This window comes from Sphingobium sp. B2, assembly GCF_007693735.1.
Taxonomy (GTDB): Bacteria; Pseudomonadota; Alphaproteobacteria; order Sphingomonadales; family Sphingomonadaceae; genus Sphingobium; species Sphingobium xenophagum.
The window spans coordinates 2,596,757-2,623,148 of the sequence record NZ_VDBZ01000001.1; the positions used below are offsets into that span (position 1 = coordinate 2,596,757).

Below are 26,392 nucleotides of genomic sequence, written 5' to 3' on the forward strand. Positions count from 1 at the left end.
TTGGCCGAACCAGCCCGGCCAATGGGCCTGGTCGTCAGACTGTGGATTGTTTGCCAATCCCCGCTTATGACGATGTCCTCCGCCAACCGACCAGGGATGACATGACGAGCCCGGACACTACCCGTAAACGCCGGAGAGGCGCGAAAGGCCCCACGATCACGGCAGTCGCGCGGGAAGCTGGCGTATCGGCCATGACGGTCTCCAACGTCATCAACAACAAGAGCTTCGTCAACCCGGTCGCGCGCGAAGCCGTTTTGAAGGCGGTGAAGGCGCTCAACTACACGCCCAATTCCGCCGCCCGAAGCCTGGCGGCGGCCAAGACGCTGCGGATCGGCCTGCTCCACCGTGACATTGACAGCGCGCTGCTGAGCGCCATGCTGGTGGGCAGCCTGCGCGCCACGTCGCGCCTTGGCGTGCAGCTGGTGCTGGAAATATACGACTTCTCCGATCCTGTCGGCGGCATCGAAAGGATGATCCGAAGCGGCATTGACGGCCTGTTGCTACCGCCGCCGATCTGCGAGATCGCCAGCGCTGCTGGTCTGCCCGAAAGGCATGACGTGCCGATGATCGGCCTCGCGCCCGGCGGCGACCTGCGCAACATGGATTGCGTGCGCATCGACGATGAACAGGCGTCCTATGAAATGACGCGCATGCTGCTTGGCAAGGGGCACCGCCGGATTGCCATCGTCACCCTGCCGACCTCGCTGGTGGCGGCCTCCCGCCTGAAGGGCTATCTGCGCGCGCTGGGCGACGAAGGGGTCGTCGCCGATATGAAGCTGGTCTGGGAAGCGCCCCCGACGTTCGAGGCGGGCCTGGCGCTGGCGGAGCGCGTGCTGACGACGCAGCGGGATTTCACCGCCGTCATCGCGGGCAATGACGACATGGCGGCGGCATTCGTGAACGTGGCGCTGCGCAACAAGATTTCGGTGCCGGACGACCTGTCGATCACAGGTTTCGACGATACGCCGATCGCCGTCAAAATCTGGCCGGAACTGACCACCATCCGGCAGCCGCTGGCCCTGATCGCCGAACGGGCGGCAGAGCGGCTCGTCGCGACACTGCGCGGCGAGCCGCCGGAAACCCAGCCGCTGGCGATCTACGTCGATTACAAGATGATCGAACGGCAATCGACCGGACCGGCACGGGCCTGATCGTCTCCCGCTAACGACATCCTTACTCGGCGTCGGGCTGGCGATCGGGCCGCGCGGCGGCAAAGGCGGGCAAGGCATTGCAGGCCGCTTCCACAGCCTCGATCCGGGGAAAATCCGTGCGCGCGCCAAAGCGACGGGCATTGCCCAGTTGCGGGATCAGGACGATGTCGGCCAGCGTCACCTGATCGCCGAAACAATATGGCCCTTCCCGATCGGCGATCAGCCGCGAACAGGCTTCAAGCCCGGTTTCGATCACCTCGCGCGCCCAGCCCTGCACGGCGTCCTCATCCAGTCCGCGCGCTGCCAGCATGCGCAGGATCTTGAGGTTCTGGACTGGGTGAATATCGCATGCAACGGCTTGGGCGAACCCCCGCACGGTCGCCCGCATCAGCGGGTCGGCGGGCAATAGCGGCGGATCGGGATAGCATTCGTCCAGATATTCGCAGATGGCCATGCTTTGCGTCAGCACCGTGCCGTCCACTTCCAGGGCTGGCACCAAACCCTGCGGGTTGATCGCCATATAGGCGTCGGACCGCTGCTCGCCCGCACGCAGGCGATAGGTGCGATCCGACCATGTCAGGCCCTTCAGTCCCATGGCGATCCGCACGCGCCAGGACGCGGAGGATCGCCAGAAGCCGTGCAGGATCATGTCAGTCATGGGCGACCGGCGTGATCATGACCTTGGTATCGGTAAGGCCGTCGATCGACACGATGATTTCATCGCCCGGCACGACCGCGCCGACGCCAGCGGGCGTCCCTGTGTAGATGAGGTCGCCCGGCTCCAGCCGATAGGCGCGCGAGAGGAAGGCGATGAGTTCGGACACCGGATGGATCAGGTCGGCAAGGTCGGCCTGCTGCTTCACCTCGCCATTGACGGTCAGGCGAATGGCGCCGGTCGACAATTCCCCGGTCTCGCTGATCGGGTGGAGCGTGCCGAGCGGGGAGGATTGCTCGACATTCTTACCTGCGTCCCACGGACGCCCCTTGGCGCGCGCGTCGAGCTGAAGGTCGCGGCGGGTCATGTCGAGGCCAGTGGCATAGCCATAGATATGGTCGACCGCCTTGTCGGCGGGAATGTCGCGACCGCCCTTGCCGATGGCGACGACCAGTTCGGCTTCATAATGATAGTTGCCGGTCATCGTCGGGTAGGCGATCGGCCCGCTGGGCACGACCGTTTCGGCCCATTTGGTGAAGTAGAAGGGCGCTTCGCGATCCACCTCGACGCCCATTTCCTTCGCATGATCGGCATAGTTGCGGCCGATGCAGAAAATGCGGCGGACGGGGAAATCATGGCCGTCGCTCGTCGGGGCCAAAACGGGCGACTGAGGGTCGAACAAGAGGGTCAATGGTTGCACTCCCGGTAGAGGTCGAGCTTCATCTGTGAAGCCTTGTCGGAATAGCCGAACAATATCGTCTGCGAATGCGCCTGGAAGCGGTAGGGAACCCAGGACGGTATGACAACCATGTCGCGCGCGCCCAGCCGGATTTCCTGATCGCCCAGTTCCAGCGTCGCTTCGCCTTCGACCAGCACGAACACGGTGCCGTCGGTCGCCTGCCGCGTCCTGGTTTCAAAACCTGCGGGCAACAGGCGGACATGCGCGGAAATGGTCGAAAGGATGGGGCCGCCATCGGCGGGGTTCAGAAATTCCAGCGCATGGCCGAAATGCGGATCGATCTCGGCGCTCGACGCCATCGCGTCCAGCGCGGGCCGCCAGTCGGCATAGCGATAATGGAACAGCGGGCGCGCGCTGGGCCGACGGTCCGCCAGGCTCCCGCGCAACGGACGCATATTGTGGCCATATCGGGTCAGCGTGTCGCCGGCGGGCACCGTTTCGGGATGGGCCGCGACATCCAGCCGCTCGGCAAAGCTGGCGTCGAACAGGCGGACGGTGGGAATGTCCAGCCCGTCGAGCCAGATCATCGGCTGGTCGGTCTGGTTACCATGGTCATGCCACTGGCCCGCAGGCGTCAGCACCAGGTCGAAAGGCTGCATGACCGCCTTTTCCCCGTCCAGCGCGGTGAAGGCCCCGCTGCCTTCCATGACGAAGCGCAGCGCATTCTGGGAATGTCGGTGGCACGGCGCGACCTCGCCCGGCAGGATCAGCTGCAATCCGGCGTACAGGCTGGGGGTTATGGCGGACAGGCCGCCAAGGCCCGGATTTTCCAGAATGAGCACGCGGCGCTCCGCCTGTTCGGCGCTGATGATGTCGCCTGCGCGCATCAGATGGTCGCGCACCTCGTCATAGCTCCACCGCCAGGGCTTGGCCGGGGACTGCGGCTCGGCCAGGACCAGCGCATGCAGGCTTTCCCACAGCGGCAGCAGCCCTTTGGGGGCCATGGCGGCATATAGCGCCTCCAACTGGGCGCGCTGATCGTTGGCGCCGTGATCCTGGGACATGACCGTCATATCGCTCTCCTTACCAACGCAACTGTTCCTGCCCGCAAAATGGATCAACGGGACTGACGCCGGTGAAGGGCGCTTCGCCGGTCAGCCGACGCACTGTTTCGCGCAGCACCGGCTCGATCGCGCTGTAGGCGTTGACGCATGTTTTCATATGCGGGGCATCATATAGATAATAGGGCTGCCCGAACGACAGCAGCGCGGTCGGGATTTCCTGCGCGAACTGGCTCATCGCCTTGCGATTGGACCCGTGCAGCTTCACCAGATCCAGGAAGATGTGCGCCGCGCTGGGCGTTGCTTCCTGCCCGACCAGATAGAGGACAAGGTCGGTGTCCTCGCGCGTCGGCCACTGGTCCACGTCCAGCATCCGCGGCTCGAAGCCGCGGGCGCGCAATTCGTCGAGAACCGGGCCATAGCCGCGCGACAAGGCGCCGTCCCAGAAGCTGAACCCTTCTTCCGCGACGATGACGACGCGGCGGTGGGTCGCGGGCGCCAGCGGCAACAGCGATTGCGTGTCCTTGACCAGCGTGATGCTCTGCCCGGCGGCCTGCAACGCGGCGACACGATGGTCGGGCGTCTGCAAGGCGTCCCGCATCGCCTCGATCGGCATCATCCGCTCGGCCGGATCGATCCGGTGCAGCCCCAGCCGCGCCTTCAGCGTCAGAATGCGGGTCACCGCCTCATACAGGCGGCCTTCGGATAAACGGCCATTGCGCAGGCCATCGAGCATGAAGCCATAATCTCTCTGCGGCGCGCGGCTGAACAGGAACATGTCGCAGCCATTCTCGATCACCGCGGGCACCGTTTCGGATCGCTCCATCCAGCCGGTCAGCCCGCCCATGCCGGTCGCGTCCGACACGATCAGGCCTTTAAAGCCCAGTTCCTCGCGCAGCAGGCGCTGGTTCAGCAGGTGCGACACGGTCGCGGGCTGGAACGCCTCGCGCCCCGCGTCCGGCAAATGCGCGCGGATATAGGCAGGAAAGGCGATATGGGCGGACATGACCGTCATCACCCCTTGCCCGATCAGCTGGCCGTAGATGCGGCCGAACAGGCCGTGCCATTCCTCAACCGACAGCGGATTGACGCTGGTGACCAGATGCTGGTCCCGGTCGTCGAAACCATCGCCCGGCCAGTGTTTGAGGCAGGCGGCAACGCCTTCTTCCTGCAAGGCGCTGATATAGACGCTGGCCTGCGCCAGCACATTTTCCGGGCGCGAGCCGAAGGATCGCGTGCCCACGATCGCGCTGCGGAACGCATGGTTGATGTCGACCACCGGGCCAAAGGACCAGTCATAGCCCAGCACCCGGCTTTCCCGCGCGCCCAGCCGGGCAATGGCCTCTGTCGTCGCCAGATCGTCGCACGCCGCAATGCCCATGATATTGGGAACGGTCGTGGCGAAGGGATAGCTGATCGTGCCCCCTTCTATATCGCCGGTAAAGACCGGCGGCACCACCGCCTGCTCGATCGCGTGGACGGACGCGGAGCGGAACGCGGAGAGGTCGTTCCGGGGAAAACGGTTGATGCCGCCGGGCTTGAGCGCCAGGAGCGGGCCTAGCTCCTCGGCGCTGTCTTGTGACGTTGAAAAGATGAAGAGTTGCCCGATCATCTCCTCGATGCTCATGGCGTCACGCGTGCGCTCCACCCATGCGCGTGCTTGCTCGTCGATGGAGAGCGGTTCTGTCGGGGGCGGCGTGAGACTGTCCAGGAGCATGCTGTACCCTAACAAAGGAGTGGAGGAGCCGGACGCACATCGCCCGGCACCCGGCCCGATCAGAAGCGCGCGCTAAAGGTTGCCCCGAAGTAGCGGCTGCTGTCCTTGTTATAGGTCCCCACCAGATCCAGCGGATTTGCCACGGTCGACATGATGGAGTTGTGACCGATGTTCGTCAGGTAATTTTCGTCGAACAGGTTTTTCACGAACAGCGTCACGCCATAGCGGCGGTCGGACGTGGTGACGCCCACCGTCGCGTCGACCAGCGTGTAGGCCGGCTGGATCGTGAGCGGATCGAGTTCCGACGAGAAGAACTGCGCGCTGGTGAAGTTGGCGCTGACCTGCGCGAAGGCGTTGAAATTGTCGCCTTCATAGTCATAGCGCGGCGTCACGCCGATGCGCCAGTCGGGGCTTGCCTGCAACGGGCGGTTGCGCAGATTCTGCTGCGGCGTCGCGCCGGGCGCGGTGCGATAGCAGATGTTGGTCGGCGTGCCGCTCAGCACCGGCGCTGCCGCCTGAAGCTGCAATGCGCAGTTGAGGCCGTCAATGTTGATGCGCGACTGCGCGTAGGTCACGGCGGCATTGACCGAGAAGGAGTCGGACGGACGCAGCGTGGCTTCGACTTCGAAACCGCGGCTGCGCGACGAACCGGCGTTGGTGGTCACGAACTGGATGATGCCGGTGTTCGGATCGGACCGGTTGGCCTGCACCTGAAGGTTGGAATAGTCGGCCTGGAACAGGGCGGCCGAAATGCTCAGCGTACGGTCGGCCGTGCTGCCCTTGAAGCCGATTTCATAGGCGTTCACATGCTCAGGCTGAATGGCCTTCTGGTTGGCCAGATCGCCGCCAATCTCCATTTCATAGCCCAGCCCCTTATAGCCGCGCGTGTAGCTGGCATAGACCTGTGCATTGCGGTTGAATTCATATTGCAGGCCAGCCTTGCCGGTGACGGCGGTGTCATTGGCGGAGAAGGTGCCGCTGCGGGGCGGATTGCCGGGGAAGATCGCGTCACCCGCGACGATCGGCGCAATGCGATAGCCGCTGTTGGTGCCCTTTTCATACTGCACGCGGATGCCGCCGATGGCGCGCAGCCCGCCGACGATGCGATAGTCCGCCTGGCCGAACGCGGCGATGCTGTCCTGCTTCAGCCGGATGCGGCTGGCCGACGACTGCCAGACGATGTTGGCGGGCGCGCAGGGCTGGCCCACGACACCGGCGGTGCAACGCGCGCGGCGACGGTCGAAGGGACGCAGGATGTCGCTGTGCATGTAGAAGATGCCCGCGACATAGTTAAGGTCGGAATTGCCGTTGTTGGCGATGCGCAGTTCCTGCGACCAGCCCTTCAGGTCAACCGTGCCGTGGTTCTGGTTCCAGAAGGTGTAGGGCGCGAAGGCCGGCGTCCCCAAAAAGATGGGCGAGGTCGCGGGAATGCGGTCGATCGGCTGGTTCACATCCAGATCATATTTCTGGAACGCGCTGATCGACGTGATCGTGGCGCTGCCAAGATCCCAGTCGGCCTGCAACGAATAGGTCTGCGCCTTGCTGTTCGCATAGGTTTCGGTGTCGTCGTTGATCTCGCGATTCTCGCGCGATGCGTTGATCGGCCCGACGATCGACTGGAGCACAGGGTTGCGGATCTGGATCAGCGTGGAGGCGCAGCAATCGGCGTCCGTCTTGCGATATTCGCCGGCCAGCAGCAGGGTCAGGCTGTCGGTGGCGTCCCATTCCAGCTTGCCGCGCACGCCCCAGCTCTTCGACCCGTTCGTCCACTTGTTGGTGGCCAGGTTGCGGGTGATGCCCTGGACGTCGCTGTAAAAGCCGGAAACGCGGGCGCGCAGCGTGTCGGTGATCGGACCCGAAACGGTGCCGCGGGCGCGATATTCATTATGCTCGGCAATGGTGATGTCGCCCTTGCCCTCAAAGTCGCGCGACGGGCGCGCCGTCGTCACGCTGATGACGCCGGCCGACGCATTCTTTCCGAACAAGGTACCCTGCGGGCCGCGCAGCACTTCGACCCGCTCCACATCGGCGAGTTCGGAAAAGCCCTGCGCCGAACGCACGGCGACCACGCCATCGACGACGACCGAAACCGAAGGCTCAACGCCCTGGCCAAACAGCGCCGTACCGACGCCGCGAATACGGAAGCTGGTGTTGGTGGGGTTGGCGCCCTGCTGGAACGAGAGCGAAGGCACGGCCTGGACCAGCGAGTTGGTGTCGTTGATCTGACGCGATGCCAGCGTGTCCGCGCCCACGGCGGTAACGGCCAACGGCACGTCCTGCAGACGCTCGGCGCGCTTTTGCGCAGTGACCACGATTTCGCCCGGCTCATTCTCAGGCATTGCCTGGTCCTGCGCCACGGCAGGCATGGCCAGCATCGCCATGCCCATGGCCAGGGCGGAGGCCGCCGGAATTAACGTGCACTTATAGGTGGCCACTTCAGATCCCCTCATGTCGAGATTTTTGACGTCAACGGTTTGGCGACTTGGGAACCAGATCCGTGAGTCGCTTCGATGTACCGCTAAATGACTTTTTGAGCGGATTGTCAATCGGCTTTCGCATGTCCATCCATAGACGCGTGCCGCCCACCCGCCTGCTATATGCCCGATAACAGGGGTTAGAATGTCCGTCCGGTCACGCCGATATTGACAGCAGGGCCGATACAAGCTTTGTAGCGTTACATATTCGTGGAGAGGTTGAAATGGCGGAGTCGACGACAACAGACACGTGGCCACCAGCGCGTCAGGCGTGGTTCGCGGCGTTCATGCTTGCCGCTGCCAATACATTCGCCTTTGTCGACCGGCAGGCTCTGGCGCTTCTGGTGCAGCCCATAAAGGAAGATTTGCAGGTCAGCGACACCGCGATGAGCCTGCTTTACGGCCTCAGCTTCACCATGTTCTACGTGCTGGTCGGCATTCCGGTCGCGCGGCTGGCGGATCGGGCCAACCGCCGCAATATCGTCGCCGCCGCCATCTTCATCTGGAGCCTCGCGACCGCCCTGTGCGGCCTCGCCCGCAGCTTCGGGATGCTGTTCGTCGCCCGTATCGGCGTGGGCGCGGGCGAAGGGGGGCTCAGCCCCGCCGCCTACTCCATCCTGTCCGATTATTTTCCCAAGCACCGGCTGCCCGCGGCCATGGGTATCTATCAGATGGGCATCTATGTCGGCGGGGCGGCGGCGTTGCTGCTTGGGGGGCTGCTCGCAACGGTCGTGCCGCCATCCAGCATCGTGAACGTGCCGCTGATCGGCGAGACCAAGGGCTGGCATATCGCGTTTCTGGTGCTCGGCCTGCCCGGCCTGCTGCTCTCCGCGCTCATGCTGCTCGTCCCTGAACCCCCGCGCCGGGGCGAAGGCGTCCATGCGCCCAGCCCGCCCTTTCCGGTGCTGTTCGCACACATCGCCCGGCACTGGCAGGCCTATGTCGGCATCAGCCTGGGCTTCGCGCTGATGATCCTGGTCGGCAATGCGACGGGCGCATGGATTCCCGCTTTCCTTGAGCGCAAATTCGGGCTGACGACCGCGCAGATTGGCGGCCTCTATGGCACGATCACGGCGGTCTGCGGCGTGAGCGGCACGCTGATCGGCGGCTTTGCGGCCTCGGCATTGCGACGGCGCGGGATCGCGCGCGGCAATCTCTATGCCGCCCTGTTCGGCTTCATCAGCCTGATCCCGGTGACCATATTGTTCCCCCAGATGCCGACCGCGGCCTTGTCGCTCGCGCTGATCGGCGCGATGAACTTCCTCGCAGGGTTCAATTTCGGCGGTGGTCTTGCCGCCTTGCAGGAAATCACCCCCAACCGGATGCGGGCGTCGGTATCGGCGGGCTATATGCTGATCGTCAATCTGATCGGCGCGGCTGGCGGGCCGTTCGCCATCGCGCTGGTGACCGATTATTGGTATGGCGATCCGCAGGCCTTGCCCGCCGCCATCACGCTGGTCTGCGCCATCGCCTCGCCGCTGTCGGTCGCCGCCCTGCTGCTGGGCATGCGGGGCTATGGCCGCGCCATCGCCGCATCCGCCGACGCCGTCCTGCCCGCCTGACATCGCTTCGCAAGAAAGGGTCCACCCGATGGTCCAGCGCCCCCGCCGCCCCCTCGCCTCGTTGCTGCTGGCCGCCAGCGCCCTGACCTTCGGGCTGGGCGCGCCGACGACGACCGGGATCACCGCGACGCCCCAGCCAACACCTGCCACGCCAAAGCCTGCCAGGGACGTGGCGGCGGCGGCACGCCCCAATGTCGTGATCATCCTGGTGGACGATCTCGACTGGGCGGACGTGTCGACCTATGGCCGTCGCGATGCGCCGACCCCCAACATAGACCGGATCGCACAATCGGGCGTCGCCTTTTCGGACGCCTATGTCGCGGCGTCGGTATGCGCGGTCAGCCGGGCGGCGCTGTTGACCGGCCGCATGCCCCAGCGTTTTGGTTTTACCTATAATATCAATGATGAAGGCGATAAGGGCGCTGGCCTGCCCGTCGACCAGAAGACGCTGGCCGACCGCCTGCGCCCGCTTGGCTATCGTGCCGCTGCCTTTGGCAAATGGCATCTGGGATCGGACCCGCAATTCTATCCCACGCAGCGCGGCTTCGACGAATTTTTCGGATTCCTGGCCGGGGAAACCAATTATGTCGATCCGGCCACGCCCGGCATCGTCACCACCCCGACCAAAGAGGATAAATATGAAATCGGCCCCCGCACCGGCAATCATGCCATGGTGGAAGGCCCGGACGCGCGCCCGGCGGACGATTTCTCGCGCTATCTGACCAACCAGATCACCGATCGCGCGGTCGATTTCATCACCCGCGCCACGGCGGACAAGAACAGCCCGTTTTTCGCCTATGTCGCCTACAACGCCCCGCATTGGCCGTTGCAGGTGCCGCAAAGCTATTATGACCGGTTCGCGCACATCAAGGACCCTGTGCGCCGCACCTATGTCGCGATGATCGCGGCGATGGACGATGGCGTGGGCCAGATACTCGATACGCTGGAAAAACGCGGCGTGCGGGACAATACGATGGTCCTGTTCCTGTCCGACAATGGCTGCCCGCATCGCTTTGGCTTTTGCAATCCCGACCACCCCTTCGGCGCTGGCAAATTCACCTATCTGGAAGGCGGGGTGCGGGTGCCCTTCGTATTTTCATGGCCCGCGGGCCTCAAGACGCGCGGCATCAGCGCCAGCCCGGTTTCCTCGCTCGACATTGCGGCAACGGTGCTGCGCGCCGCAGACCCGGCCCATGCCCTGCCCAGGGAACTGGAAGGGCATGACCTGGTGACGACCGCGCGCAAGCCACAGCCCAACCGTCTGCTGGTCTGGGGGCAGGAGCCGGTCTATGCCGCGCGGCAGGGCGACAAGAAAGTCTGGCTCTCGCGCGACTGGAACCAGTCGCATCTTTACGATCTGAAGGCCGATCCCGCCGAAGAGCAGGATCTGTCGGCCAGGGATCCAAAGAATGACAAGCGACTGAAAGGCGCGATCGAGCGTTATCGCACGTCGCTCCCCGCCCCGTTGTGGAAGCTCCATTCCACCCGCAAAGTGACGGTGAACGGGCGGGAGACGGAGATGGTCTATTGATGGACGGGCCGTTTCAGGGCCATTCCCGGCGTCATCGGAACGCCAGCCTATTATATCCAGTTAAAGCAGATTGAGAGGACCGCGCTGTGTCGAACAACAAGAAAAGGGCACCCACGCTGCGCCGCGCGCTGACGGGCGCGGCCTGCATCATCGCCTGCTCCTTCACGGCGCCCGCCTCGATCGCCGCCGCGCCCAAAAAGGCCGCGACCGCCCCTGCCCAGCAGCAGCAGCAGCGCCCCCGCAACATCATTTTCGTGCTCGTGGATGACCTGCGCTATGACGGCATGGGCTTCCTTCAGCCGGGCCTCCTCAAGACGCCGAACATCGACCGCATGGCAAAGGAAGGCAGCTATTTTCCCAATGCCGTCGTCACCTCCTCGCTATGCAGCCCCAGCCGCGCGACCATTCTGACCGGGCAAACCGCGCGCAACCACGGCATCGTCGACAATAATGACAGCAGCGAAGCGGGCCTCACTTACTTCCCCAGCTATTTGCAGCAGACCGGCTACAACACCGCCTTCTTCGGCAAATGGCATATGGGCAGCGAAACCGACGGCCCGCGCCCCGGCTTCGACAAATGGGTCAGTTTCAAGGGGCAGGGCAATTACTGGCCGGCAAAGGCGGAAAGCGCCCATAGCTCCCCCAACCTCAATGTCGATGGCAAGGCGGTGCCGCAGCAGGGCTATATCACTGACGAACTGACCGACTATGCGATGAACTGGCTGCAGAAGGAGCGCGATCCCAAAAAGCCTTTCTTCCTCTATCTCAGCCACAAGGGCGTCCATTCCGACCCCCTGCCCCCGCCGCGTTACGCGCATCAATATGACAAGGCGCGCTTCACCCTGCCCGCCAGCGCGGCGAACACGCCCCAGAATAATGAAGGCAAGCCGGTATGGGTGCGCAACCAGCGCAACAGCTGGCACGGCATCGACTTTTTCTACAATGCCGACGTGCCGATGACCGAATATCTCAAATATTATTACGGCACGCTGTCGGCGATCGACGACAGCCTTGGCCGGATCATGGACTATCTGCGCAAGAATGGACTGGACAAGGATACGCTGGTCGTTTTCACGTCCGACAATGGCTATATGGTCGGCGAACATGGGCTGATCGACAAGCGCAACGCCTATCAGGCGTCGGTGCGCGTGCCGCTGCTGGTGTGGGAACCGGGCACGATCCCGGCGGCCACGGTCAATGAAGGCCGCATCCGCAATCTCGATTTCGCCCCGACCTTCCTCGACGTCGCGGGCGCCGCCCGCCCCGAACAGTTTGAAGGCAAGAGCGCATGGGCGCTGTGGGAAGGCAAGCAGGCCGCCAAGGACTGGAAGCCGGGCGATTTCGTCTATGAATATTATTGGGAATATAATTTCCCGATGACGCCGGGCACCTTCGCCATCGAACGCGACAATGTGAAATATATCCAATATTACGGCGTCTGGGACACGGACGAACTGTATGATCTCAACACCGACCCGGACGAGATGCACAATCTCGTCAACGATCCGGCCTGGGCCGCGAAGAAACAGGAATTGCGCGTCGCGCTCTACCAGCAGCTTGCCGACCGCAATGGCCGCCACAACATTCCCTACAGCGCGCGCCTGTCGATCGGCGCGGTGCGGCGCGATATTGACGGTCCGCGCGCGGCCGATTTCCCCGCTGACTGGTATGTGAAGCCCAACCCGGTGGACCGGCTCGATCCGATCCTGCCCGACAGCCCGGCCAAGCTCAAGGCGCAGGCCGCTGGCAAGCCGCTCATCTACACCCCGCCGCTCAGCGAAGAATTGACGCGCCAGGTCCAGGGAAGCACCAAGCCATGACCCATGACATCTCCCGTCGCACCATATTGGGGTCAGCCGCGGGCCTCGCCGCCGCCGCTGGGTCGGGCGCGCTGGCAAAGCCCGCCAGGGGTGAGCGCCCCAATATCCTGTGGATCGTGAGCGAGGATAATAATCCCTATATCGGCGCCTATGGCGACCGGCTGGCCCATACGCCCACGATCGACGGGCTGGCGAAAAAGGGTCTGTTGTACCGCAACGTCTATTCCAACGCGCCAGTCTGCGCGCCCTCACGCTTTGGCATACTGACCGGCGTCTATCCCGAAAGCTGCGCCCCTGCGAACCAGATGCGCGCCGTGGCAAAGCTTCCCAAGGACTTCCGCACCTATCCCGAACTGATGCGGGCGGCTGGCTATTTCTGCACCAACAACGCCAAGACCGACTATAATTGCGATGTCGATCCCAAGGCGATCTGGGATGGAGAAGGCAATGCGGCGCACTGGCGCTCGCGCACAGACAGGACGCAGCCCTTCATGGCCGTGTTCAACTATGAAACCACCCATGAATCCCGCCTGTTCAGCCCCACCCCTGGGCGGGTGACGCCGGACATGGTGACGCTGCCGCCCTTCCTGCCCGATACGCCGGGCATCCGGCAGGATTTCGCCAGCTATTATAACCTCATCGAAAAAATGGACGGCCAGCTGGCCGAACGCCTCGCCGAACTGGCGGCCGACGGGCTGGCCGACGATACGATCGTCTTTCATTATTCCGACAATGGTGGCGTGCTCGGCCGGTCGAAACGCTATTGCTATGATGAAGGCCTGCGGTGCGAAATGGTCGTCTATGTGCCGCCCAAATGGCGGCACCTGATGCCCGCCAAACCGGGCAGCGAGGTCGCCACCCCGGTCAGCTTCATCGACCTTGCCCCCACCGTCCTGTCGCTCGCCGGCGTGGCCCAGCCCAAACAGATGCGCGGCAAGCCGTTCCTTGGCCCCAAGGCGCGGCCACAGGCCGTCGCGTTCGGCATGCGCAACCGCATGGACGAGCGGATCGATTTCCAGCGCACCGTCACCGATGGCCGCTGGCGCTATATCCGCAACTATATGCCGCATCGTCCCTGGGGCCAGCATCAGGCGTTTGAATGGCTCGCCAAGGGCTATCAGGACTGGGAACAGGCGCATATCGACGGCACGCTGAACGCGGTGCAGGACCGCTTCTTCCAGACCAAGCCGTTCGAGGAACTGTACGACCTGTCGTCCGACCCGCACGAGATCAAGGATCTGGCGCGTGAACCGGCGCATGCCGCCACGCTCGCCAAATTCTCGCGGCTGCTCGACGATCATATGATCGCCATTAACGACAATGGCTTCCTGCCGGAGGATATGAAGGGCGAAGGCTGGGAAGACTCGCGTAATCCCGCGCTCTACCCGCTCAAGGACGTCATGGCGCTGGCCCATTCCGCCGCCGCCGCCCGGCCCGACAATCTGCCGCAACTGCGCGCGGCGCTCGCCAGCCCGGTAGAGGTCATTCGCTACTGGGGCGCCATGGGCCTGCTGATCCATGGCGATGCGGCGCGCCCGGCCCAGGCCGACATGCTGGCCCGGCTGAAGGCCGAATCATCCCCCCATGTCCGCATCCAGCTGGCCGAAGCCTTGGCCCGGCTGGGCGAAACGGCGGACTCGGTCCCGGCGCTCATCGCCTTGTGCGCGCCCTCGCAATCCTGGCAGGTCCGGCTCCATGCGATCAACGCGCTCACATTCATCGGCGAAGCGGCCCGCCCTGCCCTCCCCATCGCAAAGGTGGCGGAAAGCGATCCCAAGCTCTATCTTGCCAATGCGGCCCGCTATTTGCGGCTGACGATGAACGGCGAATATACGCCATCGACGATCATTTTCGACCGGGAGGCGATGCGGGCGGCGGGTGGCCCTGGCTAGCCGACCATGGCCAGGCCGAACTGAGTGCAAGGACGATCGGATTGACTGACAAGAACGGAATGCGGTGGATCGAAGGCGGTGCCTTCCAGATGGGATCGGTCAATTTCTATCCTGAAGAAGCGCCGGTACGCACCGTGCGGGTGGACGGCTTCTGGATCGACGAAACCCCCGTCACCAACCGGGAATTCGCCGCTTTCGTCGATGCGACCGGCTATCGCAGCTTTGCCGAAATTCCGCCTGACCCCCGCGACTATCCGGGCATGGACCCGGCGCTGGCGGTGGCCGGATCGCTCCTGTTCCAGCGGACGGCCGGGCCGGTCGATCTGGGCGATTACAGCCAGTGGTGGACATTCAGCACCGGAACGGACTGGCGGCACCCGCATGGGCCCGACAGCAGCATCGCCGGGCTGGAGGATCATCCCGTGGTCCATGTCGCCTATCAGGATGTCGAAGCCTATGCCAAATGGGCGGGCAAGACCCTGCCCACGGAGGCGGAATGGGAATTTGCCGCGCGCGGCGGCATGGACGGGGCGGACTATGCCTGGGGCGACGAACTCGCGCCGGGCGGCGCCATGCTCGCCAATTACTGGCAAGGCGCCTTTCCTTACGGCAACACGCTGGAGGATGGCTATGAACGCACCTCGCCCGTGCGCAGCTATCCCGCCAATGGCTATGGCCTGTTCGACATGATCGGCAATGTCTGGGAATGGACGTCCGACTGGTACGGCCAGCCCAGGCTCGAACGCAAAAGCCGGGGCAGTTGCTGCGTTCCGGCCAATCCGCGCGGCGCGACGAAGCGCGAAAGCCTTGATCCCGCCGCGCCGGACATCGCGATCCCGCGCAAGGTGCTCAAGGGCGGATCGCATCTGTGCGCCGCGAACTACTGCCAGCGCTACCGCCCGGCCGCCCGCCACGCACAGGCGATCGACAGTTCGACAAGCCATATCGGCTTCCGCTGCATTTCCCGTTCGCGCTGAACGGGGCATCGTCGCGGTATCAGGATCGCCAAGCAGATGACGGCCATCCCGTCGCGTCTGTCCGAAAGTTCATCTTCCGGTCACGCTCGCGACGGGACGCTGCTGCCATAAGGATCAGGCAGTCCAGAAAGGACCGCTTGATAGGAGTTGAACCCATGAACACTCGCCTGATCCTGACCAGCCTGGCTTCCCTCGCCGTGGTCGCGACCCCGCTCGCCGCATCGGCCGCCACTGCCTCGGCCAAGCCTGCCCATCATGCCATGAAGCACAAGGCCGCCAAGAAGGTCTCGACGACGACGACCACCACCACGACCGCGACGAAGCCCGCCTCCAAATAAGCCGGTAACAGCCAGCCCCGCGACGGGAAGTCGGCATCGGGTGTCCCCCCTGTCGACCCGACCCGCCTCCCGTCGCCTGAACAGTGCCGTCGCGCCACCGCGCCCCTAAGCGGGGCGCCTGAGCAGCATTTCCACGGCAAATTGTTCGTCGCGACGGTCGAAGCGCACGTCTCCTCCGTGCATCCTCGCAACCGCCGCGATGAGAGAGAGACCGAGGCCGGCCCCTGCTATCCCCCTGGCAGGGTCCAGACGCCCGAAGCGGCGCAATGCCTCGGCCTCTCGTTCGGGCGCGATGCCCGCCCCCTGGTCCGCCAGCCCGACGATGACATCGTCCCCCTCGACCGTCAGGTACAGCGTCATCCGTCCCGCCCCATATTTCAGCGCATTGTCGATCAGGTTGGCGATCGCCTGCCCCAGCAGTTCGCGATGGACCGGCAATGTGACGGGATGCTCGATCGATATGGCCAGCGTCCGCCCCTGATCCTCGCTGACCGGCTCGTACAATTCGCCCATGTCGACCAGCATGGCCGCCAGGTCGGTCGCGACGAAACGGTCGCGCCCGATGCCCGCCTCCATCCGGCTGACCTCCAGCGCGGTCGCCAGCATCGCCAGCAACTGGTCGGCCTCCCGGCTGATACCATCGATCGCCTCGCGCAGGTCTGCCGGATTGTCCGACAGCATCGCCCGGTCGATCCGCGTCCGCAACCGGGTCAATGGCGATCGCAGGTCATGGGCGATGCTATCCGTAACCGTCCGCAATTCCGCCAGCAGCGCGCCGATCTGGTCCAGCATATTGTTGATCGTGCGGCCCAGCGTGTCGAAACTGTCGCCCGATCCGTCCAGCGGCACCCGCCGGTCGATCTCGCCCGCGCCGACCCGCGCGGCGGTCGCTGCGATATGCCCGATTCGCCGGTCGATGATATGGACCACCAGCCATGCCGCGACGATCGCGAGCGGCAAAGCCATCAGCAGGGCTGTCAGCAACGTGCGTTCCACCGTCTCGCGGATCTGGTCGCTGTCGTCGGTGCTTTCGCCGACCATCAGGCGGCGGCCATCCCGCAATCGGGTGGCGACGATCGTGTAGGACAGGGCATCGGTGTCGCCGATGCGATACAGCTTCGCCTTGACCCCTTTGGTATCGGCGGGAATGACCGGCGGCCAGCCTGACAGATTGCCCGCGATCCGGCCGCCATCGGCTCGCGCGAGCAGCAGGACGGCGTCGCTTTCCTCCTGCGCCCGCGCGGTGACGGCGCTGGCCAGCGCGCGGTCCCCGTCCTGCCGCCCGATTTCCAGCAGCGTGTCGCGCGTGTCGCGCGCAATGGCATTGTCCGCCGCGTCCAGGCTGGCATGGACCAGTTGCGTCACCGACAGCAGCAACGCGCCGCCAAAGACCAGCTCCAGCAGCAGGATCAGCCCGATGAAGCGCGCATGGGACGATCGCAGCCAGCGCATGGCGCGGGTGGCGGTCATTGGTCCAGCCTCATGCACCCGGCCTCATTCGCCTAGCCGATAGCCCGCGCCGCGCACGGTATGGATCAGGGGCTGGTCGCCATCGCCGTCGACCTTGCGGCGCAGGCGGCTGATATGCACGTCGATGACGTTGGTGCCGGGGTCGAAATGATAATCCCACACCCCTTCCAGCAACATCGTCCGGGTGACGACCTGTCCGGCATGGCGCATGAGATATTCCAGCAGGCGAAACTCGCGCGGTTGCAGGTCGATGACGCGCGCATCGCGCCTGACCTCGCGCTTCAGCAGGTCCATGCGCAACGTGGCGCACATCAGGACCGTCTCGACATGCGTACCGCTCCCGCGCCGCCGCATCAGCAGTTCCAGCCGCGCCAGCAACTCGGCAAAGGCGAAGGGCTTGACCAGATAATCGTCCGATCCCGCGGTCAGCCCCGTCACCCGGTCATCGACCGATCCCAGCGCGGACAGCAGGATGACCGGCGTTTCGATCCCCGCAGCCCGCAGCGCGCCCAGCACCGCCAGCCCGTCCATGCCCGGCAGCATCCGGTCCAGAATGATCGCGTCATAACCGCCGTCGGTCGCCATGAACAGGCCGTCGCGGCCATTGGCGGCATGGTCGCCGACATGGCCATGTTCGGCCAGCCCCTTCATGATGAAGTCGGCGGTCGTCCGGTCATCCTCTACCAGCAAAATCTTGCGACCCATGGGATTGATCCTTCTAACCGATGCTGGCCTTGCCGCACTGCCAGATTATCGCCCGATAGGGAATGCCATGCCGCGCCAGCATCAGCGGCATGGCGCAATGCCCCGGCGCGCGCACCAGTCTGCGCACCGCCTCCAGCGTCGTTGCCGGTCGCCCCGCCATGCCGGTCAGCTGGTCGCCTACCGCGATGCCATCGCGATCGGCGACGCCGCCGCTGCGCAGGCTGGTCACCACGATATGACGCCGCTCGTCCTCGCCCAGCGTCAGCCCCATGCGATCGCTCACCGCCGTGGGTGCCGATGGCGCGCGCTCTAGCCGGGTCGCCAGCAGCGGCGCGAAGGACGCCAGCAATATCGCGACGGCATAGAAAGGGCGGGCGGACCAGATCATGATCGTCCTTCTAGCCCATGGCCCTTGTCCCCGCGCTGTCCGGTACATGACATAGAGTTCATGCAAAGGTCACCGATGCGATGGATAAGCGGGCGCAAAAGGGCGATGATAACAGACCAGAGGCCCGACAGATGATGCGCAAGTCTAAAAAGCGATGGATAGCAGGGATCGGCGCACTGCTGGTGGTGATCGCGCTCAAACTCGCCTGGCTCGGCTATCTGGGCGGCGACCTTTTCACGCCGATGCGCCCGGCCCATTATCAGCCGCAACCCTTAGCCCCGGTCGCGATCCTGTGGTCGGGCGACATGGGATTTCGTGTCGGCATGGGGCCAAAGGTCGCGGCCAGGCTGGTCGCGGACGGCGTGCCGGTCGTCGGCGTCAATTCGCTCAGCTATTTCAGGAAGACCCGCACCGCCGCCGATGCGTACGCGCTGCTGGAATCGGCGATCGCCCAGGCCCGCAAGATCAACCCGAAGGGACGGCTGTTGCTCGTTGGCCAATCCTATGGCGCGGACATGCTGCATGTCGCGCTCAGCAAATTGCCGCGCGCCGATCGGTCGTCGATCGGACTGGTCGCGCTGGTCGTACCGGGGGCGACGGTCCAATACAGGGCGTCCCCATCGGAAATCTTCACCTTCGCCATGGCGGAATCGGACGCGTTGCCGACCGCGCGCCAAATCACCTGGACGCCGCTGCTGTGCATTCAGGGGCGCGAGGAAGCGTCCAGCCTGTGCCCGCTGCTGCATCAGCCCAACGCCCGGTCCGTGGCCTTGCCCGGCGGCCATCGGCTGAACGGCGATGTCGACGCCGTCTATGGCACGTTGCGCGCGGCGATGGTCCGCGCCCATCTTGTGGGACGGTCGTAAACCATGCCGCGCCTTGGCCATTGGCTCATCATTGCCAGCGCCCTGTTCCTGCCTCGGCCCGGCCTTGCGGCGGAACCGATCGAGGGCAACTGGGTCAATCCCCATGGCAGCGTGGTCGTGACGACGGGCGCCTGCCGCGACGCGCTGTGCGGCTGGGTGCGCTGGGCCGATGGCCACGCGACCGCTGACGCAGCCGATGCCGGGGTCGCGCATCTGGTCGGCACCGCCTTGCTTCAGGATTATCATTATCGCGGGCCGGGGCGCTGGTCCGGCTATGTATTCGTGCCTGACAAGGGCCGCAGCTTTTCCTCGACGATCGAGCAACTCGATGCCGATCGATTGAAGATATCGGGTTGCCTGTTTCGCGGCTGGCTGTGCAAAAGCCAGATATGGACGCGGCAACGGGGATGAAGAACAGCATGACCGATCGCACGATGGCAGGCCACCCGTTCCAGCGGTATCGCATGGCCCTGTCGGTGGGCATCGTCATATTGCTGGCGGCGCTGGGCTTCGTCGCGCTCGACCATCTGTTGCAGGAGGTCCATCTGCATCAGGTCCGGGCGGCCTGGCACGCGCTGCCGACCACCGGCCTGCTGGCGGCGGCGGCGCTGACGGCGATCAGCTATCTGACGCTGACCCTCTATGACGTATCGGCGCTGCGGGCGATCGGCCGCCCCCTGCCCTATCGCACCGCGGCGCTGGCATCCTTCACCAGCTATACGCTCAGCCATAATCTTGGCCTGTCGCTGCTGACGGGCGGATCGGCCCGCTACCGCATCTATACGGCCGCGGGCCTGTCGCTCAGCGACATTGCGCGCGTGGTGACAATCGCCAGCGCCACTTTCTGGAGCGGGGTGTTCGTGCTGGCAGGCGCGATGCTGGTCTGGCGTCCACAGATGATGGCGATCGGCGCCCTGGCCGGGTCGACGGACCTGCTGCGGGGGCTGGGCATCGCGCTGCTGCTGGCGATCGCCGGCCTTGCCGTCTGGGCGGGACGGCACGGACGCACAGTCCGGCTGCGCGGCTGGAGCGTCCCGGTCCCGCCAGCCACCGGCATCCTGGCGCAGATCGGCATCGGCACGATGGATATTGCCGCGGCCAGCGCCGCGCTGTTCGTCCTGGTCCCCGGCATCGGCCTTGACCAATGGCCCGCCTTCTTCATCGGCTATACGCTGGCGATCATCGCCGTCCTCATCACCCATGTCCCAGGCGGCATCGGCGTGTTCGAAGCCGTGATGCTGGCCGCACTGCCCGGCACGGGGCGGCCGGAACTGGTCGCCGCGCTGCTCGCCTATCGCCTGATCTATTATATCGCGCCCCTGCTGCTGGCGGTTGCGATCGTCCTGTTTCAGGTTGGCAATCGCTGGCACCGGCCGATCGCGCGCACGCTGGGCGGCATGCGGGTCGTCGCCTCCGGCCTTGCGCCCATGATGATGGCCGCGCTCGTCTTTCTGGGCGGCGCGGTGCTGCTGGTGTCGGGATCGCTGCCAACCGTACCGGGCCGGGCCGCAACGCTCTCCACCCTGCTGCCCCTGCCCTTTACCGAAATATCGCATCTCGCGGGCAGCCTCGTGGGCGCGGCGCTGCTGATCCTGTCCTCTGGCCTTTATCGGCGGCTGGACGGGGCCTTCTGGCTGACGCGCCTGCTGTTGATCGCGGGCGCAGCCTTTTCGCTGCTCAAGGGGCTGGATTATGAGGAAGCGGTCGTAATGCTCCTCATCGCGGGCGCGCTGCAATGGACCCGCCCGGCCTTCTATCGCCAGACGCACCTGCTGGCCGAAGCCTTTTCGCCGGGCTGGCTGGCGACCGTCGCGGTGATGGTCGGCCTGTCGATATGGATCGGCTTCTTCGCCTACAAACATGTGGATTATCAGAACGACCTGTGGTGGCAATTTGCCCGGCGCGGGGATGCGTCGCGCTTCCTGCGGGCCAGCTTTGCCGTGGCCATCCTGCTGGCGGGTGTCGCCTTCCTGCGCCTTTTCCGCCCGGCCGCGCCTGTCCGGCAGGACATCAACGCCGCCATCGGTCCAAGCGCAGCGGCAATGGCGCTGGCCCAGCGGACCGACGCCAATCTCGCGCTGACCGGCGACAAGCGCTTCCTGCTGTCCGCCACGGGCCAGTCCTTCCTGATGTACCAGATACGCGGCCATAGCTGGATCGTGATGGGCGATCCCGTCGGTGCCGAATCGGAATGGAGCGACCTGCTCTGGACCTTTCGCGAACAGGTCGATGCCGCGCAGGGGCGCCTGCTGCTGTACCAGATCAGCGCCGCCGCCCTGCCACTGGCGATCGAACTGGGGTTGCAGATCACCAAATATGGCGAAGAGGCGCATGTCCCGCTCGACCGTTTCACGCTGGACGGGCCTGATGCCAAGCCGCTGCGCTACGCCGAACGGCGCGCCACGCGGGAAGGCGCGACCTTCGACATCGTCCCGGCCGAAAAGCTGGCTGGCGTCATGGACGAACTGGCGGACATTTCGGCGCATTGGCTGGCGGCCAAGCGGCACCGGGAAAAGGGGTTCAGCGTTGGCCGCTTCGATCCTGCCTATATGGCCCATTTCGATTGCGCGGTCGTGCGCGTGCAGGGCAGGATCGTCGCCTTCGCCAACATCTGGAAAACGCAGGACCGATCGGAACTGTCGGTCGACCTGATGCGCCATCGCGACGACATGCCCTATGGCACGATGGATTTTCTGTTCGTCCATCTGATGCAATGGGGACAGGCGCAGGGCTATGGCTGGTTCAACCTCGGCATGGCGCCCCTTTCGGGGCTGGAGGCGCGGCGGCTGGCGCCCTTATGGTCGCGGCTGGGGGCGATGCTCTACCAGCATGGCAACGCCCTGTACGGCTTTGAAGGGCTGCGCGCCTATAAGGAGAAATTCTCGCCCGAATGGGATGCGCGCTTCGTCGCCGGGCCACAGGGGCTGACCTTCGCCCGTACCCTGATCGATCTTCAGGCGCTGGTCGGCAGCGGCGGCGGATAGGGCCACCCCCCTCTATATGACGAACTTGTCATCCGCCCGTAAATGGCGGGACAGTTGCGTTGGGGCATGGTGCATCCTGGTCATTAGGGGTTACCGCTCATGCGCAAGATCATTCGCACCATGTCCAGCCTCGTCGCCGGATGCCTGCTGGTCGCCACCGGGGTCGGCGCGCCGGTCCGTGCTTCGGCCGACAGGGGCGTCAGGGAAACCGCCTATAGCCTCGCGCCGTTTGGCGGAATCCGCCTCTACCGCCCCGGCGGCCAACCCCGCGCGACCGCGCTGTTCCTGTCCGGCGACGGCGGATGGAATGCGGGCACCGCCGCCATGGCGCGCGATCTGGCGAACCGCGGCTTGCTGGTGGCGGGCGTGTCCACCCCCACATTGATGCGTACGCTGGAACGGCAGCGGGATCGCTGCATCGACCCCAACTATGCCCTTGTCGCCCTGTCGCGCGATGTCCAGCATCGCGCGGGCGTCCATGCCTATATGAAGCCCATCATCATCGGCTATTCCGCTGGCGCGACGGTCGCCTATGCCAGTCTGGCGCAATGGCCCAACGGGGCGTATCGCGCTGTCCTGTCGCTGGGGTTCAGCGCCGACATCCCCGGCAAAAAGCCCTGGTGTTCAGCGCCCGGCTTTCGCGCCCATGCCATCGCCAAGCCAGCGCGCGGGTGGCTGTTTGCCCCCAACCGCCAGATCAATCTGCCCTGGATCGTGGTGCAGGGACAGCGCGACACGGTGGTCGATTTCGCCGCCGCCCGGCGCTTCGTCGCCCAAGTCCCCCATGCCCGCCTGATCGACCTGCCGCAGGGCGACCATGATTTTGCCGATCGCGCCCGCTGGATGCCGCGCGTGATGGCGGCGCTGGCGCCGATGCTCAATCGCGTCGACGCAGCCAATGTCGACGACCTGCCGCTCAACATCGTGACGCCCGCCCCGCGCGCGACCCATGACGACAGGATGGCGGTCATCTATTCGGGCGATGGCGGCTGGGTCGGGCTGGATCGCGACATTGCCGGCCAGCTGGCGGCGAAGGGCATTCCGGTCGTCGGCATCGACAGCCTGTCCTATTTCTGGAGCCAGCGGACGCCGGCGGGCGCGGGGCAGGATCTGCGCCGCATCATCGCCGCCTACAGCGCGCGCTGGAACCGGCCGCGCGTCATGCTGATCGGCTATAGTTTCGGCGCGGACGCGCTGCCCGCCATCATGGGCACGCTCGATCCGCAGACGCGCGACCAGATCGCCAGCCTGTCGCTGCTGGGGCTTGGACCAACTGCCGATTTTCAGTTCCACCTCGCCTCATGGCTGAACCTTGATTCAGCGCAGGCCCAGCCGACCGTGCCCGCAATCATGCGCCTGCGCGACGTGCCCATTCGCTGCATCCGCGGCACGCTGGAGCAGGACAGCGCCTGTCCCGCCATTCCGCGCGGCCTGGCGACGCAGATCGTCGTGCCGGGCGGCCATCATTTCGACCGCAACGCCGCGCTGCTGGCCAACATCGTCCTCAACCCGGCATTACGGCAAAGGGTGTGACGCGAAAGCCTTACGCCCCCACCGCATCCCCCCGCGCCACCAGAGCGCGCGCTTCCTCGACATGCATCGTCTCGATCATCCGCCCCTCGAACCGCTCCGCCCCGCCGGTCGCCGCCTCGATCAGCCGCCTTGCGTCGGCCAGCGCCTGCGCGTCCGGCCCGAACACCTCGTTGGCCACCGCCACCTGTGCGGGATGGATCAGCGTCTTGCCGTCAAAGCCCAGATGGTGACCGGCCACGCATTCCGCCGCCAGCCCGTCCAGATCGTCCAGCCGGTTATAGACCCCGTCGAACACCGCGATGCCCGCCGCCCGCGCCGCCAGCACCACCGTCTGCATCGCCAGCGTCAGCCCTTCGCGCCCCGCACCGGCGGGTATGCCAAGGTCGCGGCGCAGGTCATTAACGCCGATGAACAGCGCCGCGCACCCTTCGCCCGCCGCGATGGATGGCGCGGCCAGCACGCCCTTTGCGCTTTCGATCATCGCGATCACCGGCTTTTGCGCCACGCTGAACACGTCGCGCACCTGCTTGGCATTCTCGACCTTGGGCAGCACCACATAGTCGGCGCTCGCCCCCTTCATCGCGACCATCTCCATGCCGTGCCAGGGCGTCCCTTCCACATTGATCCGCACGCCGGTGAGGCGCCCGCCAAAACCCTCGGCCAGCGCGGCCACCGCCCCGGCGCGCGCATCCGCCTTCGCCTCGTCCGGCACGGCATCCTCCAGGTCCAGTATCACCATATCGCACGGCAGGCTGCGTGCCTTGGTGATGGCGCGCGCATTGGATGCGGGCAGGAACAGCAGCGAACGGGCATGACGCAGCAACATCGAAACTCTCCTTGGTTTGACTTTCCCCGTTAACGAATAAAGCGCATAGTCCAAGCCTGTTTCGGGGAGACCATGATGCTGACGACCTTCGCCCTCACACTTACAGCACTCGTGCTCTTCTACCTCGCCGTCAGCGTAAAGGTGGTGCGGCAGGGCTATCAATATACGATCGAACGCTTCGGCCGTTTCACCGAAGTCGCCAAGCCCGGCCTCAATTTCTACCCCGCCTTCTTCTACGCGGTCGGTCGCAAGATCAACATGATGGAACAGGTGGTCGACATTCCGGGGCAGGAAATCATCACCAAGGATAACGCCATGGTGTCGGTCGATGGCGTCGTGTTCTTTCAGGTGCTGGACGCTGCGAAGGCGGCCTATGAAGTGTCCGAACTCTATGTCGCGATCATGCAGCTCGCCACCACCAACCTGCGCACCGTCATGGGCTCTATGGACCTCGACGAAACCCTGTCGAAACGCGACGAGATCAACGCCCGGCTGCTGTCGGTGGTCGATCATGCGACCAACGCCTGGGGCATCAAGATCACCCGTGTGGAGCTCAAGGACATCCGCCCGCCCGCTGACATCGTCAACGCCATGGGCCGCCAGATGAAGGCCGAACGCGAAAAGCGCGCCAACATCCTGGATGCCGAAGGCGCAAGGGCCGCCGAAATCCTGCGCGCCGAAGGGGAAAAGCAGGGCCAGATATTGCAGGCCGAAGGTCGCCGCGAAGCCGCCTTCCGCGACGCCGAAGCCCGCGAACGCGAGGCGGAGGCCGAAGCCAAGGCGACGCAGATGGTGTCCGACGCCATTTCGGCGGGCAACCCGCAGGCGCTCAATTACTTCATCGCGCAAAAATATACCGAAGCCGTCAGCCAGTTCGCCACCAGCCCCAATGCCAAGACCATCCTCTTCCCCGTGGAGGCGACCCAGCTGATCGGCACGCTGGGCGGCATCGGCGCGCTGGCGAAGGAAGCGCTGGGCAGCGACGGCACCCCCACGCCAACCCCGCCCGCCCCCCGGCGCGGCCCCTTCGGCCAGAGCCAGGGGTGAAGGCGATGGGGGGCTGCGTCGTGGTAAAACGCGCCGGGCGCGCCCTCAAGGCCGTTCGTCCTGAGCTTGTCGAAGGACCGGCTGAGCCTGTCGAAGCCCTTACCCTACCCTTCGCTCCACCCCAACCCCACCGGACCCCCGCCCCCTGACCATCGCTACCCTGCTCGAAGATCATTGGGCTCTGTCTCTTATACACATCTAGATGTGTATAAGAGACAGCCCTTACCCTACCCTTCGCTCCACCCCAACCCCACCGGACCCCCGCCCCATGACCATCGCTACCCTGCTCGAAGATCATTGGGCTTGGCTGGTATTCGCCGCCCTGCTGGGCATCGCCGAAGTGATGATCCCCGGCGTGTTCCTGATCTGGATCGCCATCGCCGCCGCCATCACCGGCCTGGCCGCGCTCGCCCTGCCCATCGGCCTGCCGCTGCAACTGCTGATCTTCGCAGCCCTCAGCATCGCCGCCGTCTGGGCCGGTCGCCGCTGGTACGCCGACCACCCCGTCGCCTCCACCGACCCCCTCCTCAACGACCGCACTGCCCGCCTGATCGGCCAGACCGTCACCGTGGTGGAGCCGATTGTGGGCGGCGAAGGCCGCGTCAAAGTCGGCGACAGCGTCTGGACCGCGCTAGGCCCGGACGCCGATGTCGGCGCACGGGTCCGCGTGATCGCGGCGGAGGGGACGGCGTTGCGGGTGGAGGGGATTTAGGGGC

The 26,392-nt window shown here is 65.1% G+C and carries 22 protein-coding genes; 13 read left to right on the forward strand and 9 right to left on the reverse strand.

Annotated elements, in window-relative coordinates:
- Positions 1-101: 101 nt before the first annotated feature.
- A complete protein-coding gene (locus FE851_RS12770) occupies positions 102-1,151 on the forward strand; it encodes a LacI family DNA-binding transcriptional regulator (RefSeq protein ID WP_145202890.1) in 1,050 nt (349 codons plus the stop codon).
- Positions 1,152-1,173: 22 nt separating this feature from the next.
- Here FE851_RS12770 and maiA read toward each other — a convergent pair whose 3' ends face one another.
- Genes maiA through FE851_RS12795 form a run of 5 tightly spaced genes read right to left on the reverse strand, consistent with a single transcriptional unit; the run spans position 1,174 to position 7,698 of the window.
- Entirely contained in the window at positions 1,174-1,809 is a 636-nt protein-coding gene (gene maiA, locus FE851_RS12775) for a maleylacetoacetate isomerase (protein WP_017183913.1), read from the reverse strand.
- A complete protein-coding gene (locus FE851_RS12780) occupies positions 1,802-2,497 on the reverse strand; it encodes a fumarylacetoacetate hydrolase family protein (protein WP_145202893.1) in 696 nt (231 codons plus the stop codon). Before FE851_RS12780 ends, maiA begins: the two co-directional genes overlap by 8 nt.
- On the reverse strand, positions 2,494-3,558 hold the full coding sequence (gene gtdA, locus FE851_RS12785; RefSeq protein WP_145202896.1) for a gentisate 1,2-dioxygenase: 1,065 nt from the start codon (positions 3,556-3,558) through the stop codon (positions 2,494-2,496). Before gtdA ends, FE851_RS12780 begins: the two co-directional genes overlap by 4 nt.
- A gap of 10 nt (positions 3,559-3,568) precedes the next feature.
- Complete coding sequence (locus FE851_RS12790; protein WP_145202900.1) at positions 3,569-5,263, reverse strand: glycoside hydrolase family 3 protein; 1,695 nt, start codon at positions 5,261-5,263, stop codon at positions 3,569-3,571.
- 59 nt (positions 5,264-5,322) lie between these two features.
- Complete coding sequence (locus FE851_RS12795) at positions 5,323-7,698, reverse strand: TonB-dependent receptor (protein WP_261370921.1); 2,376 nt, start codon at positions 7,696-7,698, stop codon at positions 5,323-5,325.
- Positions 7,699-7,961: 263 nt separating this feature from the next.
- On the opposite strand from FE851_RS12795, the gene FE851_RS12800 reads away from it, so the two are divergent.
- From FE851_RS12800 to FE851_RS12825, 6 genes are all read left to right on the forward strand, one after another.
- Positions 7,962-9,299, forward strand: a complete 1,338-nt coding sequence (locus FE851_RS12800; protein WP_261370922.1) for a spinster family MFS transporter — start codon at positions 7,962-7,964, stop codon at positions 9,297-9,299.
- Positions 9,300-9,327: 28 nt separating this feature from the next.
- Positions 9,328-10,830, forward strand: a complete 1,503-nt coding sequence (locus FE851_RS12805) for a sulfatase (RefSeq protein ID WP_261370923.1) — start codon at positions 9,328-9,330, stop codon at positions 10,828-10,830.
- Between the two features lie 86 nt (positions 10,831-10,916).
- Positions 10,917-12,650, forward strand: coding sequence for a sulfatase (locus FE851_RS12810; RefSeq protein WP_145202908.1), 1,734 nt, complete (start codon positions 10,917-10,919; stop codon positions 12,648-12,650).
- Positions 12,647-14,542 (forward strand): sulfatase-like hydrolase/transferase, encoded by a 1,896-nt coding sequence (locus FE851_RS12815; protein ID WP_145202911.1) that lies wholly within the window; start codon positions 12,647-12,649, stop codon positions 14,540-14,542. Before FE851_RS12810 ends, FE851_RS12815 begins: the two co-directional genes overlap by 4 nt.
- 59 nt (positions 14,543-14,601) lie before the next feature.
- The gene (locus tag FE851_RS12820) at positions 14,602-15,519 is read left to right on the forward strand and encodes a formylglycine-generating enzyme family protein (protein WP_019053038.1); all 918 of its coding nucleotides are present in this window, start codon (positions 14,602-14,604) and stop codon (positions 15,517-15,519) included.
- Between the two features lie 155 nt (positions 15,520-15,674).
- Positions 15,675-15,857 (forward strand): hypothetical protein, encoded by a 183-nt coding sequence (locus tag FE851_RS12825; RefSeq protein WP_017183903.1) that lies wholly within the window; start codon positions 15,675-15,677, stop codon positions 15,855-15,857.
- A 105-nt stretch (positions 15,858-15,962) separates the two neighbouring features.
- Here FE851_RS12825 and FE851_RS12830 read toward each other — a convergent pair whose 3' ends face one another.
- From FE851_RS12830 to FE851_RS12840, 3 genes are read right to left on the reverse strand one after another with little or no spacing between them, the layout of a single operon-like run.
- A complete protein-coding gene (locus tag FE851_RS12830) occupies positions 15,963-17,327 on the reverse strand; it encodes a sensor histidine kinase (protein WP_145202914.1) in 1,365 nt (454 codons plus the stop codon).
- A gap of 24 nt (positions 17,328-17,351) precedes the next feature.
- Positions 17,352-18,032: a winged helix-turn-helix domain-containing protein gene (locus FE851_RS12835; protein ID WP_017183901.1), complete on the reverse strand. Its 681-nt coding sequence runs from the start codon at positions 18,030-18,032 to the stop codon at positions 17,352-17,354.
- 13 nt (positions 18,033-18,045) lie between these two features.
- Positions 18,046-18,420, reverse strand: coding sequence for a PDZ domain-containing protein (locus FE851_RS12840; protein WP_145202917.1), 375 nt, complete (start codon positions 18,418-18,420; stop codon positions 18,046-18,048).
- A gap of 80 nt (positions 18,421-18,500) precedes the next feature.
- Between FE851_RS12840 and FE851_RS12845 the strand changes: the two genes are divergently transcribed.
- The 4 genes from FE851_RS12845 to FE851_RS12860 all read left to right on the forward strand — a co-directional run bounded on the left by FE851_RS12845 (position 18,501) and on the right by FE851_RS12860 (position 23,803).
- A complete protein-coding gene (locus FE851_RS12845) occupies positions 18,501-19,286 on the forward strand; it encodes an AcvB/VirJ family lysyl-phosphatidylglycerol hydrolase (RefSeq protein ID WP_145202920.1) in 786 nt (261 codons plus the stop codon).
- A 3-nt stretch (positions 19,287-19,289) separates the two neighbouring features.
- Positions 19,290-19,697: a DUF2147 domain-containing protein gene (locus FE851_RS12850; RefSeq protein ID WP_145202923.1), complete on the forward strand. Its 408-nt coding sequence runs from the start codon at positions 19,290-19,292 to the stop codon at positions 19,695-19,697.
- An 8-nt stretch (positions 19,698-19,705) separates the two neighbouring features.
- Positions 19,706-22,270, forward strand: a complete 2,565-nt coding sequence (gene mprF, locus FE851_RS12855) for a bifunctional lysylphosphatidylglycerol flippase/synthetase MprF (protein WP_409994488.1) — start codon at positions 19,706-19,708, stop codon at positions 22,268-22,270.
- Positions 22,271-22,369: 99 nt separating this feature from the next.
- Entirely contained in the window at positions 22,370-23,803 is a 1,434-nt protein-coding gene (locus FE851_RS12860; protein WP_145202931.1) for an AcvB/VirJ family lysyl-phosphatidylglycerol hydrolase, read from the forward strand.
- A gap of 10 nt (positions 23,804-23,813) precedes the next feature.
- Here the strand turns inward: FE851_RS12860 and FE851_RS12865 are convergent, their stop codons facing one another.
- A complete protein-coding gene (locus tag FE851_RS12865; protein WP_145202934.1) occupies positions 23,814-24,629 on the reverse strand; it encodes an HpcH/HpaI aldolase/citrate lyase family protein in 816 nt (271 codons plus the stop codon).
- A gap of 75 nt (positions 24,630-24,704) precedes the next feature.
- Here FE851_RS12865 and FE851_RS12870 point away from each other — a divergent pair, with 75 nt between their 5' ends.
- The gene (locus FE851_RS12870) at positions 24,705-25,676 is read left to right on the forward strand and encodes an SPFH domain-containing protein (protein WP_107123532.1); all 972 of its coding nucleotides are present in this window, start codon (positions 24,705-24,707) and stop codon (positions 25,674-25,676) included.
- Between the two features lie 268 nt (positions 25,677-25,944).
- Positions 25,945-26,388 (forward strand): NfeD family protein, encoded by a 444-nt coding sequence (locus FE851_RS12875; RefSeq protein WP_130751847.1) that lies wholly within the window; start codon positions 25,945-25,947, stop codon positions 26,386-26,388.
- Positions 26,389-26,392 lie beyond the last annotated feature (4 nt).

What these genes read in the sequence shown, in the direction of transcription:
- FE851_RS12850 (WP_145202923.1), top strand. Translation starts at nt 19,290, where the DNA reads ATGCCGCGCCTTGGCCATTGGCTCATCATTGCCAGCGCCCTGTTCCTG.
- FE851_RS12875 (WP_130751847.1), top strand. Translation starts at nt 25,945, where the DNA reads ATGACCATCGCTACCCTGCTCGAAGATCATTGGGCTTGGCTGGTATTC.
- FE851_RS12870 (WP_107123532.1), top strand. Translation starts at nt 24,705, where the DNA reads ATGCTGACGACCTTCGCCCTCACACTTACAGCACTCGTGCTCTTCTAC.
- FE851_RS12865 (WP_145202934.1), bottom strand. Translation starts at nt 24,629, where the DNA reads ATGTTGCTGCGTCATGCCCGTTCGCTGCTGTTCCTGCCCGCATCCAAT.
- gtdA (WP_145202896.1), bottom strand. Translation starts at nt 3,558, where the DNA reads ATGACGGTCATGTCCCAGGATCACGGCGCCAACGATCAGCGCGCCCAG.
- FE851_RS12830 (WP_145202914.1), bottom strand. Translation starts at nt 17,327, where the DNA reads ATGACCGCCACCCGCGCCATGCGCTGGCTGCGATCGTCCCATGCGCGC.
- FE851_RS12840 (WP_145202917.1), bottom strand. Translation starts at nt 18,420, where the DNA reads ATGATCTGGTCCGCCCGCCCTTTCTATGCCGTCGCGATATTGCTGGCG.
- FE851_RS12845 (WP_145202920.1), top strand. Translation starts at nt 18,501, where the DNA reads ATGGATAAGCGGGCGCAAAAGGGCGATGATAACAGACCAGAGGCCCGA.
- FE851_RS12825 (WP_017183903.1), top strand. Translation starts at nt 15,675, where the DNA reads ATGAACACTCGCCTGATCCTGACCAGCCTGGCTTCCCTCGCCGTGGTC.
- mprF (WP_409994488.1), top strand. Translation starts at nt 19,706, where the DNA reads ATGACCGATCGCACGATGGCAGGCCACCCGTTCCAGCGGTATCGCATG.
- FE851_RS12835 (WP_017183901.1), bottom strand. Translation starts at nt 18,032, where the DNA reads ATGGGTCGCAAGATTTTGCTGGTAGAGGATGACCGGACGACCGCCGAC.
- maiA (WP_017183913.1), bottom strand. Translation starts at nt 1,809, where the DNA reads ATGACTGACATGATCCTGCACGGCTTCTGGCGATCCTCCGCGTCCTGG.
- FE851_RS12790 (WP_145202900.1), bottom strand. Translation starts at nt 5,263, where the DNA reads ATGCTCCTGGACAGTCTCACGCCGCCCCCGACAGAACCGCTCTCCATC.
- FE851_RS12820 (WP_019053038.1), top strand. Translation starts at nt 14,602, where the DNA reads ATGCGGTGGATCGAAGGCGGTGCCTTCCAGATGGGATCGGTCAATTTC.
- FE851_RS12805 (WP_261370923.1), top strand. Translation starts at nt 9,328, where the DNA reads ATGGTCCAGCGCCCCCGCCGCCCCCTCGCCTCGTTGCTGCTGGCCGCC.
- FE851_RS12860 (WP_145202931.1), top strand. Translation starts at nt 22,370, where the DNA reads ATGCGCAAGATCATTCGCACCATGTCCAGCCTCGTCGCCGGATGCCTG.
- FE851_RS12770 (WP_145202890.1), top strand. Translation starts at nt 102, where the DNA reads ATGACGAGCCCGGACACTACCCGTAAACGCCGGAGAGGCGCGAAAGGC.
- FE851_RS12815 (WP_145202911.1), top strand. Translation starts at nt 12,647, where the DNA reads ATGACCCATGACATCTCCCGTCGCACCATATTGGGGTCAGCCGCGGGC.
- FE851_RS12800 (WP_261370922.1), top strand. Translation starts at nt 7,962, where the DNA reads ATGGCGGAGTCGACGACAACAGACACGTGGCCACCAGCGCGTCAGGCG.